The sequence below is a fragment of the Pseudomonas sp. MS15a(2019) genome (assembly GCF_013277805.1).
Lineage (GTDB): Bacteria > Pseudomonadota > Gammaproteobacteria > Pseudomonadales > Pseudomonadaceae > Chryseomonas > Chryseomonas benzopyrenica.
Genome location: NZ_VBTN01000010.1, coordinates 1 through 19,285, shown reverse-complemented (window position 1 = coordinate 19,285; position 19,285 = coordinate 1). Strand labels below are relative to the sequence as shown.

Below are 19,285 nucleotides of genomic sequence, written 5' to 3'. Positions count from 1 at the left end.
GCGATGTTGAGGCAGGAGGCCAACGGCGGCAGACGTCATGGCGCGTCTCGATGCCTGTCCATGGCCAACAGCTCCGCAGCCTAGTCGTATCACCCGACCTTTCCGCATCGTCTGCGGACGTGCGGCCTTCGCCGGGCGACCAGCTGTTGTCGATAATGATCAGATGCGCGCGCTAGAGCCTGGCAGTGCGGTTCAGGCGCTCGACGACTATCAGCTCGCTGGGCAGGCATGCGGGTTCCGCCACGCCCACCGTGCGACGGACACCTCAGGTTGCAAAGCGAACACGGCCGGCCAGAAACCAACCCCTGCATCCCCAGGTCCTTGAAGGGTCTCTTTTCACAGGAATACCCGATGTCGAAAGTTCTGCTGTGCTCCCTCGTACTGGCTACCGCCGCAACCCTGGCGGCGTGCGACAAGACTTCCGAAGACCATGCCCGGGAGGCTCAGGTCCATAGCCAGAAGGCCGAGGAAAAGGCTGCCGAAGGCAAGGTCGACCGGGCTGCCCAGGAGCAGACCAAGGCCCAGGAAGACCGTGCCCAGGCCAATGACGCCGCAGCCAGCGAAGGGCGCCACTCGCCTCCCGATTCCGCCGTGCCCGGCTACATCAAGACGCCCAGCAAGGAAAATCCCTGAGTCTCGTCCTCGGTCCGCTGTCGGTTTCGGGCCGGTAGCAGAGGAGGGGAGGTGAGCGCGATACGGGCGGGCACAGCGGCTGCTGTCACTGATCGCGGGGGCTGCTCCTGGCGCCTCGCGAGTCGGAGTGCCCAGGGGATGAAGTAAGAAGGCCATGGCAAGGCCTTGCCCAGGCGCAGGACAATACCCCTGGGCGAGCGGATGACCGCTATCGCCCAGGCGAGCAACGGCTGTTTACATCCGGGCTAGGAGGATTAGAGTAGGAAGTCACTTCGCCATCACTCGCCTCTTCCTGGAGCCGCCATGAGCCCTTCGCGACCGATCCACTGGTATCGTGCCCGTAGCACGCTCGAACTCGTCGTCCTGGGGCTGGGCGTCATCGCTCTGGTGGTTGCGCTCGATCAGGGGCTGCGCAACTCGCCTTCCGAACACCTTGCCGACTATCACGCCTGCAAGGGCGATGGTGGTCTGGCACGCATGAATGCCATCGGTGAGATCGTTTGCCGGCTGCCCAGCCCGGTGATCGGTCAGGTGGCGGCCAAGACCCCCGCGGTGTCCGGTCTCTAACGACTTCGCCGGCTTCTCTGGGGCCTGCTCAAGCCAGGCCTGATCCCCTGCGGTCGGACCGTGCACGTCCGACCGCGGCTTTCTCCCTCCTTTCTTCTTCATTGCGCCCGCAGTACCAGGCGTGGATCACGGCTGCCTGTTCGCCGCAATGCAAACAGCTATTACTTAACGTAACATTTGATAATGAGAGTTTTTATCATTTAAAGTGCTGGCCCTCGCGCGATGCCGCGAAGAGCAGCCTTCAAGTGCACGGCGTCGGCTGCAACGCCACGGTCACAAGGATCACCATGAACACCCAAGGAACCCTCTGCCAGCCCATCCGCCTTCCTCGCGCGGCCCTTCGTCAGTTGCTCCTGATCGGCGCGCTGATTCCCTTTCCGCTGACGGCCCTGGCCGCCACGGTGGCCGAGCAGAACGCCACGGAACTGGACACCCTGACCATCGAAGGCAATCGCCTCTACGACATGGCGCCCTCGGAACAGACCGGCGGCTATACCGTGGATTCGGCGACCGTGGGCACCAAGACGCCGGCGGCCCTGCGCGACATCCCCCAGTCGATCACCTCCTATACCAGCGACTACATCAAGGATCGCAACTTCAACACCCTGGACGAGCTGGCCAAGTCCACCGCCGGCCTGCGGGTGCTGACCAACGACAGCGGGCGCTCCTCCATCTATTCGCGTGGCTACGAATACGACGAATACAACATCGACGGCCTGCCGGCGCCCATGACCAGCATCTTCGGCACCGTGCCCATCCTCTCGCCCTTCGACCGGGTCGAGATCATGCGCGGGCCCTCGGGGCTGTTCAACAGCACCAGCGAGCTGGGCGGCATCGTCAACATGGTGCGCAAGCGCGGCACCGACGAATTCCAGGGGCATATCACCGGGCGCTACGGCTCCTGGGACACCAATTACCAGGAAATCGACCTGGCCGGTCCGCTCACCGCGAGCAAGAACGTCCGTGGCCGCTTCGTCGCCTCCCGCGCCGACAGCAATGGCGAGGTGGATTACAACGCCAATACCGACCAGAGTTACTACGGCGATCTGGACATTGACCTGTCCGACGCCACCCAGATCTCCTTCGGCCTGATCCATCAGGTCAAGAACCTCACGCCGCACAACGGCTATCCCACCGACGCCCAGGGCAATCTGCTGGATTTCAGCCAGTCGCGCTTCCTGGGGGCGGACTGGAACTACTTCGACGGCAAGACCACCGACGGCATCTTCGAGCTGACCCACAGGTTCGATAACGGCGGCTACGGACGCATCGCCGCCCGGGCATCGCACCGGGAGGCGGATTACCTCTATGCCTTCACCGGCGGGGCGGTGCAGGCCAATGGCAACACCAGCATCCGCGCCAGCACCCGGGACTTCGAGCAGGACGCCTATTCCCTCGATGCCAGCTACAGCCAGCCCTTCGAGGCGCTGGGGCAGGTCAGCGAATTCGTCGTGGGTACCGACTACAAGCACTACGACACCGATTACCAGAATGGCAACAGCGTCCTGGGTACGGTCAATGTGAACAGCTATTCGCCAACCCGCTTCGCCAAGCCGGCGCGCGCCTACCAGACCGACTTCAATAGTGAGGATCGCGAGTTCGGCCTCTATTCCAAGGTGACCTTCCGGCCCATCGAGCGCCTGGCGCTGATCGGCGGCGCCCGCGTTTCCTGGTACAGGGGCGAGGCCTACACCACCACCCTGGCCAGCGGCGCCGAGGCGGGGGAAAGCCAGAAGCACAGTGGCTTCGTCACCCCCTATCTGGGCACCGTCTACGACCTGGACGACTACCATTCCCTCTACGCCAGCTACTCCAAGGTCTACAAGCCGCAGAGCGAGCTGGATGGCCAGGGCAAGGCGCTGGATCCGCGCGAGGGTGACCAGTACGAGGTCGGGATCAAGGGCAGCTACTTCAACGGCGATATGAATGCACGGCTGTCGATCTTCCAGCTGACCGACGAGAACCGGGCGGCCCGGCCCTTCGACGCCAACGGCGTGGCCATCACCACCTATTCCGACAGCTCCGGCAAGACCCGGGTGAAGGGCGCCGAGATCGAGGTCAGCGGCAAGCTCACCGAGCAGTGGGAGATGCTCGCCGGCTACACCTACATGGATACCCAGAACCTCAGCGGCGATGGCAATACCCTGTTCGAAGCCATGCCCAAGCACATGGCCTCGCTGTGGACCAAGTACACCCTGGCGGGCGGTCCGCTGACCGGTCTGAGCATCGGCGGCGGGGTGACCGCGATGAGCGATTTCTCCCAGACCAACCAGACCTCTGGAGTCACCGTGTCCGCCCCCGGCTATGCCACCGTGGATGCCAAGTTCTCCTATCCGGTCACTAAGCAACTCACCGCGACCCTGGACGTGAACAACCTTCTCGACAAGGAATACTGGTCGCGCGTAGGTTCGGTCTCCACCTTCAACTTCCAGGGCCCCTCGCGTAGCGTGATGGTCGGCGCGCGTTACGACTTCTGATGTCCAGGCCGACCCGGGCCAGGCTCGGGTCGGTCGGCGCGATGCAGGCCATGACGATCTCTTCCACGATGCACTGAGATGCGATGAAAGATTCACTCTTCCAGCGGGACGATGTGGGCAGCGAGTCCTGGTGGCAGGCCGTCGCCTGCCGCGGCACGCCGCTGATCGAACCCACTGTGGCCGGGCGCTATCGCCTGACCTTTGTCTGGCGCGATCCCGAGGGTTTGGCCGAGCGCTCCGGTACCCAGCGGGTCTGGCTCAATATCACCGGGGTCACCGACCACCATCAACCGGGCCTGCCGCAGAGCCTGCGGCGTCTGCCAGGCACCGATGTCTGGACCTGGGAGACCGAACTGGATGGCCGCTGGCGGGGCAGCTACTGCCTGATCCCCAGCGGGGAGCCGGCGCCCTTCGAAGGCGAAGCCCAGCCTGATCTGCAGGGCATCCGCCTCTGGTGGCGCAGCGTCTTTCCCCTGGCCCGGGCCGACCGGCTCAATCCCCGCCGCGCCTGGCAGGGTGGCCGCGGGTTGGCGGTGTCGGGCGTGCATCTGCCGGATGCGCCTGCGCAACCGGCCTGGGCGGCCTTCGACACCGATCGCACCTTGTCTCCCGCGGCATGGCCGAGCCTGCAGCAATTCCAGTGGGACAGCGCCAGACTGGGCAACAGCCGCCCGGTGTGGCTCTTCGCTACCGGTAATACCACCCCTATGGAACGGCCGCTGGCCATTCTGCTGGATGGGCAATTCTGGGCCCAGACGATGCCCATCGGCGTGCCGTTGCAAGAGCTCACGGATGCCGGCCAGTTGCCGGAAGCGGTCTATCTGCTGATCGACCACAGCGATCGCGCCCTGCGTGGTAGCGAGTTGCCCTGCAATCCCGAGTTCTGGCTGGCGCTGCAGGAAGAGCTGCTACCCCAGGTGCGCGACTGGGCGGCCCATGCCCAGTCGGCCACCTCGACCGTGGTCGCCGGGCAGAGCTTTGGCGGGTTGGCGGCGCTCTATGCCGCCTTGCACTGGCCGGAGCGCTTCGGCTGCGCGCTGAGCCAGTCCGGTTCCTTCTGGTGGCCGCAACGCGGCAAACCAGGCCGACTGTTCGAGGCGCTGGAAAGCGGGCAGGGGAGGGGGCATCCCTTGCGGCTGTTTATCGAGGCGGGGCTGCGCGAGCCGGCCATCCTCGAAGCCTCCCGGGCCCTGGTCCCGCGCCTGCGCGAGCAGGGCCACGCGCTCGACTATCGCGAGATCGATGGGGGCCATGATGCCCTCTGGTGGCGCGGGGGCCTGCTCGACGGCCTGGTCCGGCTCTGGCAACCCCTGGTCGCCGCCGACGCCCACCGCTAATCCCTACTGCCAGGAGGTCCGATGGACGCTCTCAATCCCTTCGACGATCCCGCGCAGGTGCTGCTGATCCTGCGCAATGCCCGGGGCCAGTGCAGCCTCTGGCCGGAGGCTATGGCCGTTCCCGCCGGCTGGGCGCCGGTGTTCGGGCCCGCGCCGCGCGCGGCCTGCGACGACTGGCTGGCCAGCCACTGGCGCGATATCCGCCCGGTCGCCTCTCTGCTTTCCTGACTGGAGTTCCTGTGTCCTCTACGCCCTCTTGCGTCTTTCCCGAGCTGCCCCTGGTCGCCGCCCAGCCCGGTATCTGGATGGCCGATCAGCTGTCGCCCCATGCCAATGCCTTCGCCGTGGCCCATCTGGTCGAGTTGCGCGGGCCGCTCGACGCCCAGGCGCTGCTGGCGGCCATCGTCCAGGGCCTCGGCGAACTGGACAGCCTGCAGCTCAGGTTCGCCGAGCGTGAGGGCGAACTGGTGCAGTGGATCGACCACACTGCGGTGATCACTGCGCCCGAGTGGCTGGATCTGCGCGATGCGGCGGATCCCGAGCATGCGGCGCGAACGGCCATCCGCGCCGATCTCGACGGCGACCTGCGGGCCACCAGTGGCGGTCCGCTGTGGCTCAACCGGATCTACCAGCTGGGCGACGATCACCTGTTCTGGTACCAGCGTTATCATCACCTGCTGATCGACGGCTATGGCTTCGCCGCCCTGGCCAAGCGGGTGGCCGCCCTGTACAGCGCCGCGATGCGGAACGAGACGGCCGAGGCCTCGCCCTTCGTCTCCTTCGCCGAGGTGGTGCGCGAGTATCAGGACTATCAGCAGTCGGCCGTCCGCGAGCGCGACGAAGCCTTCTGGCGCGAACGCGGTGCGACCTTGCCGCCGGCGGCCTCCCTGGCGCCGGGTGGCCTGTCGGGACAGGTGCCCACGCCGCGGGTGGTGGAGGCGCGCGCCCGGGTACCTGCCGAGGTCTTCGCCAGACTGGCCGAACAGGGCAAGGCCCAAGGGGTGACGCCAGCGGATCTGGCTGTGGCCCTGGCCGCCACCTGGTTCGCCCGTCTCAGCGGGCAACCGGCCTTCAGCGCCGGCTTCATCTTCATGCGGCGCATGGGGTCGGTGGCGCTCAAATCCGGTGGCGCGACCCTCAACGTCCTGCCGCTGGGCGTGCGTACCGACTCGACCCAGAGGCTGCCGGAGCTGGCTGCCGGGTTGGCCGCCGAGCTCAAGAAGGTGCGTCGCCACCAGCGTTACGACGCCGAGCAGATCGCCCGCGATCTCGGCCGGCCGGGCGATGCCGAGCCGCTGACCGGACCAGTCATCAACCTCAAGCTGTTCGATTTCGCCCTGGATTTCGCCGGGGTGCCGGGCATCACCCACGAACTGGCCTCGGGGCCGGTGCGCGACCTGGAGATCGCCCTCTACCTGGAGGCGAGCGGTGCCCTGGACATCAAGCTGCTGGGCAATGCCGAGCGCTATGCCGCCGAGCTGCTGCAGGGACACGCCGCGCGCTTTGGCCTGCTGGCGGAGCAATTCGCCGATCACCCTGGCCTTACCCTGGGTGAAGCAGACCTGTTGGCCCCGGCAGACCGGAACTGGCTGGCCGCGATCAACGCCACTGAGCGCGCGCTACCGGCGACCACCCTGGTGACCCTGTTGGCCGACCAGGCAGCGCGCACGCCGTCGGCGCCCGCGCTGGCCGATCTGCAGCACGCCTTCAGCTATCGGGAAACGCGCCAGCAGGTGCTGGCCCTGGCCCAACGGCTGAGCGCGGCCGGGGTAGGGCGGGGCGATATCGTTGCCGTGGCCCTACCGCGTTCGGTGTTCCTGTCCCTGGCGCTGCTGGCCACGATCGAACTGGGCGCCGCCTACCTGCCGCTGGACAGCGGCTATCCTGACGAGCGCCTGCAACTGATGTTCGACGACGCCCGGCCACGGGTGCTGGTGACCGATGCCAGCCAGCGCGGGCGTTTCCCGGGGTTGGACGATAGCCAGGTGCTGATTCTGGATGCGCCCCTGAAGGGGTTGGACCAGGATCCGGTGTTCGAAGGGCCGCGCCCCGGCGATCCGGCCTATCTGCTCTATACCTCCGGCTCCACCGGTCGCCCCAAGGGCGTGGTGGTCGGCCATGCCGCCATCGTCAATCGCCTGCTGTGGATGCAGGACAGCTATCCCATCGGCGCCGGCGACACCGTCTTGCAGAAGACACCGAGCAGTTTCGATGTCTCGGTCTGGGAGTTCTTCTGGCCGCTGCTAGTGGGCGCCCGGCTGTACCTGGCGCCGCCCGAGGCCCATCGCGATCCCGCGGCGCTGCAGGAGCTGTTCGCTCGCGAGCGGGTGACCACGGTGCACTTCGTGCCGTCGATGCTGGCGGCCTTCGTCGCCAGCCTGGACGAGCCGGCCGCGGTGGCCCGCTGCGCCAGCCTGCGTCAGGTGTTCTGCAGCGGTGAAGCCCTGCCCGCCGAGCTGGCCCGTACCTGGGAGCGCCGGGTCGGCGCGCCCCTGCACAATCTCTATGGCCCCACCGAGGCCGCGGTGGACGTCTCCTACCATCCGGCCCATGGCGCCGCCCTGGCGGCTGTTACCGGCAGCAGCGTGCCCATCGGCAAGCCGGTGTGGAACACCGGGCTGCACATCCTTGATGAACGCCTGCGTCCAGTGCCGCCGGGTGTGGCGGGGGAGCTCTATCTGAGCGGGGTGCAACTCGCCGATGGCTACCTGGGCCGACCGGAGCTGACCGCCGCACGCTTCATCGCCGCGCCGGACGGGCAGGGCGAGCGGCTGTATCGCACCGGCGACGTGGCGCGCTGGCTGCCGGAGGGCGTCGTCGAGTACCTCGGGCGCAGCGACGACCAGGTCAAGCTGCGCGGGCAGCGCATCGAACTGGCGGAAATCGACCATGCCCTGCTGGCGCTGCCAGGCGTGGCCCAGGCGGTCACCCATGCCCGGGTGCTGGGCGAGGCGGCCAACAGCGCGGGTGGCGATGCGCGCCAACTGGTGGGTTATCTGATCGCCCAGCCGGGCGCCGCACTGGACCTGGAGCGCCTGCGCACGCGCCTGGGCGAAAGCCTGCCGCCGCATCTGGTGCCAGTGGCCCTGGTGGAGCTGGACACCCTGCCTCTGGGGGCCACCGGCAAGCTGGATCGCAAGGCTCTGCCGGCGCCCCAGGGCGTGGCCAGGGCCGCGAGCCGACCCCTGGCGCCGGGGCTGGAGAGTGAATTGGCGGCGGCCTTTTCCGAGGTGCTCGGCTGCGCCATCGGTGGCGCGGACGATGACTTCTTCGCCCTGGGCGGTCATTCGTTGCTGGCCATGACCCTGGCGGCCAATCTGCGGCGGCGGCTGGGGCAGCCGGTGTCCATCGGCCAGATCATGGTGGCCTCCAGTGTCGCCCGCCTGGCGCGCCAGCTGGAGCAGGACGCGGCCCGCGAAACCCGTGCCGGCTTCGAGACCCTGCTGCCGCTGCGCCCGGGCGACGGTCCCACGCTGTTCTGTTTCCATCCGGCCTCGGGCTTCGCCTGGCAATTCAGCGTGCTGGCTCGGCACCTGGATCCGCGCTGGTCGTTGCTCGGTATCCAGTCGCCGCGTCCGGACGGCCCCCTGGCCCAGGGCGCCGATCTGGAAGCCGTCATCCAGCGCCATCTGCGCACCCTGCGCGAGGTGCAGCCGCAGGGTCCCTATCATCTGCTCGGCTATTCCCTGGGCGGTACCCTGGCCCAGGGCCTGGCGGCGCGGTTGCAGGCGGCCGGGGAGCAGGTCGCCTTCCTTGGCCTGCTCGATACCTATCCGCCGGAAACCCAGAACTGGCAGGAGCGCGAGGGCCAGCGCGAGCTGGATCCGGAGGTGCTGGCCGAAGTGAATCGCGAGCGCGAGGCCTTTCTCGCCGCCCAGCAGGGGCTGGCCGATCCGGCGCTGGGGGAGGGGGCGCAGCTGTTCGCCACCATCGAGGGCAACTACGCCGATTCGGTTCGGCTGCTGGCCACGGCGCGCAGCGCTCGCTTCGACGGCGAAGCGCTGATGTTCGTTGCCCGCCGCACCCTGCCCGCGGGAATGGACGTCAAGGCCACCTGGGCGCCCTGGATCACCCGCCTGCAGGCCCATGAGGTGGATTGCGCCCATGTCGACATCATCGCCCCGGCCCAGCTGGCGCAGATCGGTCCGGTGCTGAATCGGGCGCTGAAAGGACTCTAGCCAGCCGAGCGCCGTGCCAGGGGCACCACCATGGGTGTCCCGGCCACCGGGTCGTCGATGATCAGGCAGTCCAGGTCGTAGACCGCCTTGATCAATTCGGGGGTGACCACGTCGCGCGGGCGGCCGGTGGCCAGTACCTTGCCGCCGCGCATGGCCACCAGGTGGGTGGCGTAGCGGCAGGCGTGGTTGAGGTCGTGCAGCACCATCACCAAGGTATGGCCCTGCTGGCGATTGAGGTCTTCCAGCAATTCCAGCAGGTCGATCTGGTGGGTGATGTCGAGCCAGGTCGTGGGTTCGTCCAGCAGCAGCAGGGGTGTTTCCTGGGCCAGGGCCATGGCGATCCATACCCGCTGGCGTTGGCCGCCGGAGAGGGTGTCCACCGCCCGGTCGGCCAGTTCGAAGACGCCGGTGGCCTGCATGGCGTGGGTCACCGCACGCTCGTCGTCGGCGCGCACGCCGCCGAACAGGGTCTGGTGCGGATAGCGTCCGCGGGCCACCAGATCGCGCACCGAGATATCGCCCGGGGCCTGAGAGCTCTGCGGCAGCAGGCCCAGACGGCGGGCCACCTCCTTGGTGCGATAGCTCTGGATCGCCTGGCCGTCGAGCCAGACCTGGCCCTGGCTGGGCGCCAGCAGCCGGCTCAGGGTGCGCAGCAGGGTCGACTTGCCGCAGCCGTTGGGGCCGATGATGACCGTCAGTTCGCCATCGGGAATGGTCAGCGAGAGGTCCTCGGCGATCAGCTTGCGGCCGTAGCCCAGGGTCAGGCGCTCGGCGTGCAGGCGCGAGGAAGGGGCGTCGTTCATGAGCGGCGGGACTCCCAGATGAGCAGGCCGATCAGGTAGAGCCCGCCCAGGCTCACCGTGACCAGGCCCACCGGCAGGACATAGGGCAGGAACAGGCGCTGGGCGATGAGATCCGCGCCCAGCAGCAGGACCGCGCCGGTGAGGGCGGCGGCGGGCAGCGCCAGACGCTGGGTGCCGGTCAGGCGGCGGGCGATCTGCGGCGCGGCCAGGGCGATGAAGGAGATGGGGCCGGCCACCGCGGTGCCGGCGGCGGTGAGCACCACGCCCAGGCCCAGCAGCGACAGCCGGGTGCGCTCCACCGGCACGCCCAGGGCGCAGGCGGTGTCGTCGCCCATCTCCAGCAGGAACAGCCGGCGACTCAGCGCCAGGCTGGCCGCACCCGCCAGCAGGATGAAGACCACCGCCGGCCAGGCCTTGGCCCAGGTGATACCGTTGAGCGAACCGGCACTCCACAGGCCGGCGCTGAAGGCGGCTTCCAGGGAGGCGTGGACGATCAGCCAGGTATTGAGCGCCATCAACAGGGCGCGCACGCCGATGCCGACGATGATGAGTCTGAGGGTATCCACACCGCTGCCGCGCCAGGTCAGGGCATAGACCAGCGCCGCGCTGAGCAGGCCGCCGATCAGGGCGGCGGTGGTGCTCCAGAGGATGCTGGCCTGGAACAGCACCAGGGCGACCAGCACGCCGCTGTAGGCGCCGGTGTTGAACCCCATGATATCCGGGCTGCCGAGAGGATTGCGCAGCAGCGACTGGAACAGCGCCCCGCTCAGGCCCAGGGCGGCGCCGATCAGCAGGGCCAGGGCCACCCGCGGCAGGCGCCACTGGGTGACCACCAGTTCGATGCCGCGCGGCGCCTCGCCGAGCAGGGCGGCCACTACCTGGGCAGGGCTCAGGGCCAGGCTGCCGCTACCCAGGGCGAACACCGCCAGCAGCAGCGCGCCGCCGAGCAGGGCCAGCAGCACGGCGGGTAGGCGCAGGCGACCGGGGCGGTTCATGCTCGACCTCCCTGGCGCTGACGGCGCGCCAGCCAGATCAGCAGGGGTGCGCCAAGGAAGGCGGTCACCACCGAGACGCGCAGCTCGTTGGTGACCAGCAGGCGGCCGACGATGTCGGCGGTGAGGAGCAGGCTGGGGGTGAACAGCAGCACGAAGGGCAGCAGCCAGCGATGGTCCTCGCCGATGGCCCAGCGGCCCAGGTGCGGCACCATCAGACCGACGAAGGCGATGGGTCCGACCGCCGCGGCAGCGGCGCCACAGAGCAGGGTGATGGCCAGCAGGCCGAGCAACTGGGTCTGACGGACCCGGGTGCCGAGGGCCACGGCCAGGTCGGTGCCCAGGCTCAGGGCATTCAGTGCCGGAGCCAGCAGCAGGGCGATAGCCACCCCGCCCAGTACCGGCGGGCTGGCGCTGCGCAGCAGCTCCAGCTGACGCACGTCCAGCGAGCCGAATTGCCAGAATCGCAGCTGATCGTAGACCTGGGGATCGAGCAGGGCGATGCCCGAGCTGACACCTTCGAGCATGGCCCCCAGGGCCACCCCCACCAGCACCAGACGCATGGGATTGAAGCCGCCGCCACCGGCGATACCGGCCAGCAGCACCACCAGGCTGGCGAGCAGGGCGCCAGCGAAGGCATAGCCCAGGTAGTGCTCGGGACCGCTGGCGCCGAACAGGGCGATGCCCAGCACCACGGCGAAGCTGGCACCGGCGTTGACGCCGAGAATGCCCGGATCGGCGAGGGGATTGCGCGTCAGCGCCTGCATCAGGGTGCCGGCCACGCCCAGGGCCGCGCCGGCGAGCAGACCGGCGAGGGTCCGTGGCAGCCGTGCCTCGCGCACGATCAGACAGGCCGGATCGCTGCAACCGTGGCCCAGCGCCTGCCAGACGTCGGCCAGCGGTATGGCGGTGGAGCCGAGCGCCAGGCTGGCAGCCATCACCAGGAGCAGCAGGAGGGCGGCGCAGCCGAGGATGAAGAGGCGGCGCCTGGTCATCCGGGACGACCGACAGGAAGGGGAGTGGATGAGAACAAGGCGTATTAACACATGATAGTCTGTATTACATGCTAACAGCCTTGCCTCGGCGGCTCGATAGCGTCCCCTGTGTTTTTCCGGTGATTCATGTCCAAGACGTCCTTTCTGCTCGACTTCGGCCTGCTCAGGTCCCACGCCGCCTTTCGTACCCTGTTCATCGCCCGTCTGGTGTCCGTGCTGTCCCTCGGCCTGCTGGCCGTGGCGATACCCATTCAGGTCCAGGCCCTGACCGACTCGCCGCTCAAGGTGGGCCTGGCGCTGAGCATGGCCGGCATCGGCATGTTCGTCGGCCTGCTCACCGGCGGGGTGCTGGCCGATCGCCTGGAGCGGCGCCGGCTGATCCTCGCCGCCCGCTCCATCTGCGGCCTGGGCTTCATCGGCCTGGCGGTCAACGCCAGCCTGCCCGAGCCATCGCTGACGGCCATCTACCTGCTGGCGCTGTGGGATGGCTTCTTTGGTGCCCTGGGCGTCACCGCGTTGCTGGCGGTGACGCCGATCCTGGTCGGTCGGGAGTCCATGGTGCAGGCCGGCGCCCTGAATATGCTCAGCGTGCGGGTGGCGGCCATCGTCGCGCCGCCGTTGGGCACCTTGCTGATCGCCCAGAGCGGCGTGGCCTGGAACTACATGCTGACCGCCGGCGGCACCCTCATCACCCTGCTGGTGCTACTGCGCCTGCCGCCGCTGCCCCCGCCGGAACAGCCGCGCGAAACGCCCTGGCAGGCCCTGGGAGGCGGCATCGCCTTCCTCTTCGAGAATCGCCTGCTGGGCGCGGTCGCCCTGGTCGGCGCCCTGGTGACCATGGCCAATGCGGTGCGGGTGCTCTATCCGTCGCTGGGCGAGAGTTGGGGGCTGGATACCGGACACCTGGGCTGGCTCTATGCCGCCGCACCCCTGGGCGCGGCCATCGGCGCCCTCACCAGTGGTCGACTGAACCAGGCACCACGCCCCGGCCGTACCCTGCTGATGACCGCGGTGGCCACCTTTCTGGCGGTGGCGGTGTTCGCCCTGTTGCCCGGCTTCTGGCTGTCAGCGCTGTGCCTGGTGCTGTTCGGCTACCTGGGTGCGCTCAATTCCCTGGTGCAGTACGCGCTGATCCAGTGCCTGACCCCGGATCGCCTGCTGGGGCGCATCAATGCGCTGTGGACGGCGCAGAACATCGGCGGCGAGGCCATCGGCGCAGCGCTGTTCGGCGGCCTGGCCAGCCTGCTGCTGCCGGCGCAGGCGGCCTACGTCTTTGGTCTGGTCGCCACCGGGGTGGCCGCCCTCTGCTGGGCGCTGGCCCGCGGCCTGCGCCGGGCGGAAAGCCTCGGCGCCTGATCCGCTCCGGTGCGTCTTGCGTAGTGTGGAAAACCGCGTAGCGTTTTCCACGATTTCTCGGTTCAAGGCTTGGCGTAGCGCTGTTCCAGGCGATCCAGCAGCAGGTTGGCGCTGTAGGGGTCGAGGCGGAAGGTCTCGGCGCCCAGGGCTTCCACGCGGTTGTCCTTGACCGCCGGCAGGTGCGCCAGCAGCGGATTGCCGCGTACCGCTTCGGCTTCCTTGGTGTCCGCGGCGAACAGCAGAAAGGTCTGGCCGGTGAGGCCGGTGGCGACGTTTTCGCCGGCCAGCTGCAGGATGTCGTGGCGCTGGCCCTGGCTGTGTCCCGTGGTCAGCCCGGCCGGCAGCGTCGCCAGGGTGAAGCCCAGGCTTTCCAGCAACTGGCCCTGGGACGAGGCCGCGGTCCAGAGATTGGCCTGGCGCGTCGCCGGGTTGTAGACGAAGGCGGACACCGGTTGCGGCGGTAGCTGCAGGCGCGCCTTGAGGTCGGAGACCCGCCGGTCGAAATCTGCGACTACCTTGGCAGCAGCGTCCTCGCGACCGGTGGCCTGGCCGAGCAGTTCCACCACCTGTTGCCAGCTGCGATTGTCGTAGCCCACCACCAGTACCGGGGCGATGGCCTTGAGCTGATCGACCAGGCGCAGCGCCGAGTCGTTACCGGCGGCACTGACCAGGATCAGGTCCGGCGCCTCGGCGGCCACCGCCTCCGCATTGGCCTCGCCGATGTACAGCCGCTTCACCTCGTGTTGCTTGGCGACCTGCCCCCACTGGCGCAGGAACCCCTGGTCATCGGCGAATCTGTTGTTGGGCGAGGTGGCGCCGCTGGCCACCACCGGCGCGCCGATGGCGAGCAGGGCGCCGGTGAGGGTGACGCTGGTGGAAACGATGCGTTGCGGCTTGGCCGGCAGGGTCACCTGATTGCCGTCGGCGCTGATCTGTCGGGGCCAGTCCGCCGCGCGGGCGGTACCGCCCAGCGCCAGAATGGCGAGGATCAGCGGGGTGAGAATGCGAAACACTGACGACGAGCTGAACATGGACGCCTTCCGGTTGTAAGATAATCACTCTCATTTTCAAAGATGCACCTCGCTACAGCAAGGGCTGCCGATGGCGGCCAGGGGCGAGCGCGCGCAAAGCGGAAGGCCAGAGCGGTCCGACAGTCTTGCCGATGTTCTGCCCAGTGGCGATTTGCCGACCAGATCAAAGGGTTGCGTGCTGTAGAGGGAAACCGTTTGGCAGCTAACGAATTGACTTCCGCTGATACAAAAGTTAATTTCTGCTTATTGATAAGCATTATCATTTGTGTAGAGGTCCGTAGCAATGTCGAGTAAAAGGGCTGACGTGGTCGGGCAGATCGCCACCGAGCAGCAGGAGCAGGCCGCCTTCCTGTTCCAGTCGGGTGACCGTGTCCTGCGCGGACGCGGCATCTGTGCCCGGGTCGAGACGCCAGCCAGCGGCGGCGCGCACCGGGACAGTCTGTTTTTGCATGCCGTGGAAGAGGCCTTCGCTCGTGCCCGTCAGGCCGGCATCGCCGAGCCGGTGATCATGGGCGCCATTCCCTTCGATACCACCAAGCCCTCCTGCCTCTATGTGCCCCGCGAGCATGCCTGGATGGCGCGCCCGGCACCGGTCAGCAGCGCACCGGTGACCCCGGCGCAGGTGCGCGAGGTGCGCAACCTGCCCAGCGCGGACGGCTTCTGCCTGGCGGTGGAGGAGGCCATCGAGGCCTTCCGCCGCGGTGAGCTGAGCAAGGCGGTGCTGTCACGCATCCAGGAAATCCAGCTGGCCGAGCCCGCCGACGTGGAGGCCATCCTCGCCAATCTGGCGCGGCAGAATCCCACCGGCTATCAATTCCGCATCCCTACCGCCGAGGGCGGCGAGCTGGTCGGGGTCAGCCCCGAGTTGCTGGTGCGCAAGCAGGGCGCGCTCGTCCATACCAATCCCCTGGCCGGTTCGGCCAAGCGCCGCGCTGATCCCCTGGACGACCAGCGGGTGGCCCGCGAACTGCTGGAGTCCAGCAAGGACCATTACGAGCACCGCCTGGTGATCGAGGACATCCGCCAGCAGCTGGCGCCCCTGTGCAGCCGCCTGGACGTGCCCGAGGCGCCGTCGCTGCTCAGCACCAACGCCATGTGGCACCTGTCCACCGCCATCGACGGCGAACTGGCCGACAGCCGCACCTCGGCGCTGCAACTGGCCTGCCGGCTGCACCCGACCCCGGCGGTCTGCGGCTTTCCGACGGTGGCCGCGCGCCAGCTGATCGAGCGCATCGAGCCCTTCGACCGTGGCCTGTTCACCGGCATGGTCGGCTGGTGCGATGCCCAGGGCAACGGCGAGTGGGTGGTCACCATCCGCTGTGGCACGGTGCAGGGCGACTGGCTGCGGCTGTTCGCCGGCGCCGGTATCGTCGAGGCCTCCGACCCCGCGGCGGAATGGGCCGAGGTCACCGCCAAACTGGGCACCATGCGCGCCGCCTGTGGCTTGCTCGACGAGGAGAACCCCACGTGAGTCTGGAATTCACCCCCTGGCCGGAAGACCTGGCCGCCCGCTATCGCGCCCTCGGCTACTGGTCCGACCTGCCGATGACCGAGATCCTGGCCCGCAGTCGCGCGGCCCTGCCGGACGCCCCGGCGATCCTCTGTGGCGAGCGCCAGCTGAGCTATGCCGAGCTGGACGAGCGCTCCAGCCGCCTGGCCGCCCACCTGCAGGCCGCCGGTCTGCGCCGCCACGACACGGCGCTGGTGCAGCTGCCCAACGTGGCCGAGTTCTATGTGGTGTTCTTTGCCCTACTCAAGGCCGGCATCGCCCCGGTCAATGCGCTGTTCAGTCACCAGAAGCTGGAGCTGCTGGCCTATGCGCGGCAGATCCAGCCGCGGCTGTTGATCGCTTCCACCGAGCACAACCTGTTCCGTGACGATACCTTTGTCGCCGAGTTGCGTGACGTGGCGCCCGGGCTGAGCGAAGTGCTGCTGGACGGCGCGCAGGATGCACGCAGCCTGCAGCAGCGCCTGGATACCCCCCTGGAGGGTTATCAACTGACGCCCACCGCGGGTGGCGAGGTGGCCTTCTTCCAGCTTTCCGGTGGCAGCACCGGTACACCCAAGCTGATCCCGCGCACCCACAACGACTACTACTACAGCCTCAGACGCAGCGTCGAGATCTGTCAGCTGACCCCGGCGACGCGCTTTCTCTGCGCCTTGCCGGCAGGGCACAACTACACCCTCAGCTCGCCCGGCGCCCTGGGCGTCTTCATCGCCGGCGGCTGCGTGGTCATGGCCCGCGATCCCGAGCCGCTGCGCTGCTTCGCGCTGATCGAGCGCCATCAGGTGGACTGGGTGGCCCTGGTGCCGCCGGCGGTGGCGCTCTGGTTGCAGGCCGCGGCGGCGCCTGAGCAACGCGCGCGACTGGCCAGCCTGCGCATGGTGCAGGTGGGCGGCGCCAGCTTCGCCGAGGCCCAGGCCCGGCGGGTGCCCACCGAACTGGGTTGCCAGCTGCAGCAGGTGTTCGGCATGGCCGAGGGCCTGGTCAACTACACCCGTTTGGACGACGAACCCGAGCGTCTCTTCACCACCCAGGGCCGGCCCATGAGTCCGGATGACGAGGTGCGCATCACCGACGAAGACGGCCAGCCGGTGCCCGATGGCCAACCTGGTCTGCTGTCCACCCGCGGTCCCTACACCTTCCGCGGTTACTACCGCAGCCCCGAGCACAATGCCCAGGTGTTTGATGCCGAGGGTTTCTACTTTTCCGGGGACGTGGTCCAGCGCGATGCCGCCGGTTACCTCAAGGTGGTCGGCCGGGTGAAGGACCAGATCAACCGCGGGGGCGAGAAGATCGCCGCGGCCGAGATCGAGGGCCTGCTGCTGCGCCATCCCGGTATCACTCACGCGGCCCTGGTGGCCATCGCCGACGAGTTGATGGGCGAGAAGAGCTGTGCCTGCCTGGTGGTTAGCGATCCGGCGCTCAAGCCGGTGGCCCTGCGCCGCTATCTGCGCGAGCAGGGCGTGGCCGAATACAAGTTGCCCGACCGTTTCCAGTTCCTCGACCAGCTGCCGCTCACCGCCGTCGGCAAGATCGACAAGCGCCGCCTGCGCGAGCAGCTGCAGACCCCTTCCACCGAGCGTCTCTAAGGTTTCCCATGGCTATTCCCCGTCTTGCCTCCTATCCCTTGCCCCAGCCCGACGGCTTTCCTGCCAATAAGGTCGACTGGACGCCCGCGGCCGACCGCGCCGTGCTGCTGATCCACGACATGCAGCGCTATTTCGTCGAGTTCTATGGCGACAGCAGCCCGCTGATCGACCAGGTGGTGGCCAACATCGCCGCCCTGCGCGCCTGGGCCGACGCCCAGGGCGTGCCGGTGGTCTATACCGCCCAGCCCACCGACCAGCCGCCGGCCGATCGCGCTCTGCTCAACGACATGTGGGGTCCGGGTCTGACCCAGGCCGATCCCGCACTGCAGCAGGTGGTGGACGAACTGGCACCCAAGGACGGTGACGTGGTGCTGACCAAGTGGCGTTACAGCGCCTTCCACCGCTCCAACCTGCAGGACCTGATGACCGAGTGGCGGCGCGACCAGCTGATCGTCTGCGGCGTCTATGCCCACATCGGCTGCCTGACCACCTGTACCGACGCCTTCATGAGAGACATCCAGGCCTTCCTGATCGGCGACGCCGTGGCCGACTTCAGCGAAGAAGAGCACCGCATGGCGCTACGCTACGTGGCCACTCGCTGTGGCAGCACCCTGAGCACCACCCAGGTCACCGGCGCGGGCGCGGTCGTGCTGGACGAAGCCTGGCTGCGCGCCCAGGTCCAGCCGCTGCTGGATGCCGACGACGAGGAGCCGGCGCTGGACGACAATCTGACCGATTTCGGTCTGGATTCGGTGCAGGTCATGACCCTGGTGGGGGAATGGCAGAAGCGCGGCCTGCCGGTCACCTTCGCCGATCTCGCCGCCCAGCCGACCCTGCAGGGCTGGCTGGATCTGTTGCGCGCTCGCGCCTAGGGAGCCTCTGATGACGCAACTGGATTTCACTGGCAAGCGCGTCTGGGTGACCGGCGCCGGGCAGGGCATCGGCTTGCAGGTGGCGCGGCGCTTCCAGGCAGCGGGCGCCGAGGTGGTCGGCCTCGACCGGCACTTCGCCGAGAGCAGCTATCCGTTCCGCACCCAGCTGCTGGATGTCGCCGACGCGGCTCAGGTCGAGACTGTTTGCCAGTCCCTGCTGGCCGAGGAGCGCCGGCTGGACGTGCTGGTCAATGGCGCTGGCGTGCTGCGTCTGGGCACCAGCGACAGCCTGAGCCTGGACGACTGGCAGGCACTGCTGGACGTTAACGTCTCCGGGCCCTTCTACCTGTTCCGCCAGCTGGTGCCGCTGTTCAAGGCCCAGGGCCAGGGCGCCATCGTCAACATCGCCTCCAACGCCGCCCATGTGCCGCGCCTGCAAATGGCCGGCTACTGCACCTCCAAGGCGGCGCTGGTGTCGTTGAGCCACTGCGTGGCCCTGGAACTGGCGGGCTCGGGCGTGCGCTGCAACGTGGTCTCACCGGGTTCCACGGCGACCCCCATGCTGGCCGGCATGCTCGGCTCGCCCGAGGGCTATCAGCGCCTGGTGGACGGCCTGCCGGAAGACTTCAAGCTGGGCATCCCGCTGCGCAAGATCGCTCAGCCCGACGAGATCGCCAACACCGTGCTGTTCCTCGCCTCGGACCTGGCCAGCCATATCACCATGCAGGACATCGTGGTGGACGGCGGCGCGACCCTGGCAGCGTGAGGGCTTTTCGTAGGTTGGGTTGAGCATTAGCGAAGCCCAACAGGCGTTGTCCGGCGACCGCCTGTGTTGGGCTTCGACGGTGAGGCTGTCTCAGCCCAACCTTGTATCTCTCCCGGGTAATGGGATTAGCTACCTCATTACCCGGAGCCGGCTAAGCACCTGCCCAACCTGAGCACTCGATGCCG

The 19,285-nt window shown here is 68.1% G+C and carries 15 protein-coding genes; 11 read left to right on the top strand and 4 right to left on the bottom strand.

Annotation, left to right across the window (positions count from 1 at the left end; translation table 11 throughout):
* Window positions 1–351 precede the first annotated feature (351 nt).
* The 6 genes from FEZ61_RS14500 (at window position 352) to FEZ61_RS14475 (ending at window position 9,192) form a co-directional block, all read left to right on the top strand.
* A complete protein-coding gene (locus tag FEZ61_RS14500; RefSeq protein ID WP_017642136.1) occupies window positions 352–633 on the top strand; it encodes a hypothetical protein in 282 nt (93 codons plus the stop codon).
* Window positions 634–936: 303 nt separating this feature from the next.
* Window positions 937–1,200, top strand: coding sequence for a hypothetical protein (locus FEZ61_RS14495; protein WP_173149213.1), 264 nt, complete (start codon window positions 937–939; stop codon window positions 1,198–1,200).
* 287 nt (window positions 1,201–1,487) lie between these two features.
* Window positions 1,488–3,677: a TonB-dependent siderophore receptor gene (locus FEZ61_RS14490; RefSeq protein ID WP_173149211.1), complete on the top strand. Its 2,190-nt coding sequence runs from the start codon at window positions 1,488–1,490 to the stop codon at window positions 3,675–3,677.
* 83 nt (window positions 3,678–3,760) lie between these two features.
* Entirely contained in the window at window positions 3,761–5,014 is a 1,254-nt protein-coding gene (fes, locus tag FEZ61_RS14485) for an enterochelin esterase (protein ID WP_017642139.1), read from the top strand.
* A 21-nt stretch (window positions 5,015–5,035) separates the two neighbouring features.
* Window positions 5,036–5,242 (top strand): MbtH family NRPS accessory protein, encoded by a 207-nt coding sequence (locus FEZ61_RS14480; RefSeq protein WP_017642140.1) that lies wholly within the window; start codon window positions 5,036–5,038, stop codon window positions 5,240–5,242.
* 11 nt (window positions 5,243–5,253) lie between these two features.
* Window positions 5,254–9,192 carry an enterobactin synthase subunit F gene (locus tag FEZ61_RS14475; RefSeq protein ID WP_017642141.1) on the top strand — a complete coding sequence of 1,313 codons (3,939 nt, stop codon included), beginning with the start codon at window positions 5,254–5,256 and terminating at the stop codon, window positions 9,190–9,192.
* Here the strand turns inward: FEZ61_RS14475 and FEZ61_RS14470 are convergent.
* The 3 genes from FEZ61_RS14470 to fepD are packed head-to-tail and all read right to left on the bottom strand — an operon-like array spanning window position 9,189 to window position 11,982.
* On the bottom strand, window positions 9,189–9,995 hold the full coding sequence (locus tag FEZ61_RS14470; RefSeq protein ID WP_017642142.1) for an ATP-binding cassette domain-containing protein: 807 nt from the start codon (window positions 9,993–9,995) through the stop codon (window positions 9,189–9,191). The genes FEZ61_RS14475 and FEZ61_RS14470 overlap by 4 nt on opposite strands.
* Window positions 9,992–10,990, bottom strand: a complete 999-nt coding sequence (gene fepG, locus FEZ61_RS14465) for an iron-enterobactin ABC transporter permease (protein WP_064308277.1) — start codon at window positions 10,988–10,990, stop codon at window positions 9,992–9,994. The genes FEZ61_RS14470 and fepG overlap by 4 nt, the downstream gene beginning before the upstream one ends.
* On the bottom strand, window positions 10,987–11,982 hold the full coding sequence (fepD, locus tag FEZ61_RS14460; protein ID WP_017642144.1) for a Fe(3+)-siderophore ABC transporter permease: 996 nt from the start codon (window positions 11,980–11,982) through the stop codon (window positions 10,987–10,989). Before fepD ends, fepG begins: the two co-directional genes overlap by 4 nt.
* Before the next feature lie 126 nt (window positions 11,983–12,108).
* On the opposite strand from fepD, the gene entS reads away from it, so the two are divergent.
* Window positions 12,109–13,338, top strand: a complete 1,230-nt coding sequence (gene entS / locus FEZ61_RS14455) for an enterobactin transporter EntS (RefSeq protein ID WP_173149209.1) — start codon at window positions 12,109–12,111, stop codon at window positions 13,336–13,338.
* Between the two features lie 62 nt (window positions 13,339–13,400).
* Here entS and fepB read toward each other — a convergent pair whose 3' ends face one another.
* Window positions 13,401–14,369 carry a Fe2+-enterobactin ABC transporter substrate-binding protein gene (fepB, locus tag FEZ61_RS14450; protein WP_064308276.1) on the bottom strand — a complete coding sequence of 323 codons (969 nt, stop codon included), beginning with the start codon at window positions 14,367–14,369 and terminating at the stop codon, window positions 13,401–13,403.
* A gap of 283 nt (window positions 14,370–14,652) precedes the next feature.
* Here fepB and FEZ61_RS14445 point away from each other — a divergent pair, with 283 nt between their 5' ends.
* The 4 genes from FEZ61_RS14445 to dhbA are packed head-to-tail and all read left to right on the top strand — an operon-like array spanning window position 14,653 to window position 19,100.
* A complete protein-coding gene (locus FEZ61_RS14445; protein ID WP_178121574.1) occupies window positions 14,653–15,840 on the top strand; it encodes an isochorismate synthase in 1,188 nt (395 codons plus the stop codon).
* Window positions 15,837–17,462 carry a (2,3-dihydroxybenzoyl)adenylate synthase gene (locus tag FEZ61_RS14440; RefSeq protein WP_064308274.1) on the top strand — a complete coding sequence of 542 codons (1,626 nt, stop codon included), beginning with the start codon at window positions 15,837–15,839 and terminating at the stop codon, window positions 17,460–17,462. The genes FEZ61_RS14445 and FEZ61_RS14440 overlap by 4 nt, the downstream gene beginning before the upstream one ends.
* A gap of 8 nt (window positions 17,463–17,470) precedes the next feature.
* Window positions 17,471–18,334 (top strand): isochorismatase, encoded by an 864-nt coding sequence (locus FEZ61_RS14435; RefSeq protein WP_173149207.1) that lies wholly within the window; start codon window positions 17,471–17,473, stop codon window positions 18,332–18,334.
* 10 nt (window positions 18,335–18,344) lie between these two features.
* The gene (gene dhbA / locus FEZ61_RS14430) at window positions 18,345–19,100 is read left to right on the top strand and encodes a 2,3-dihydro-2,3-dihydroxybenzoate dehydrogenase (RefSeq protein ID WP_017642150.1); all 756 of its coding nucleotides are present in this window, start codon (window positions 18,345–18,347) and stop codon (window positions 19,098–19,100) included.
* Window positions 19,101–19,285: the final 185 nt, after the last annotated feature.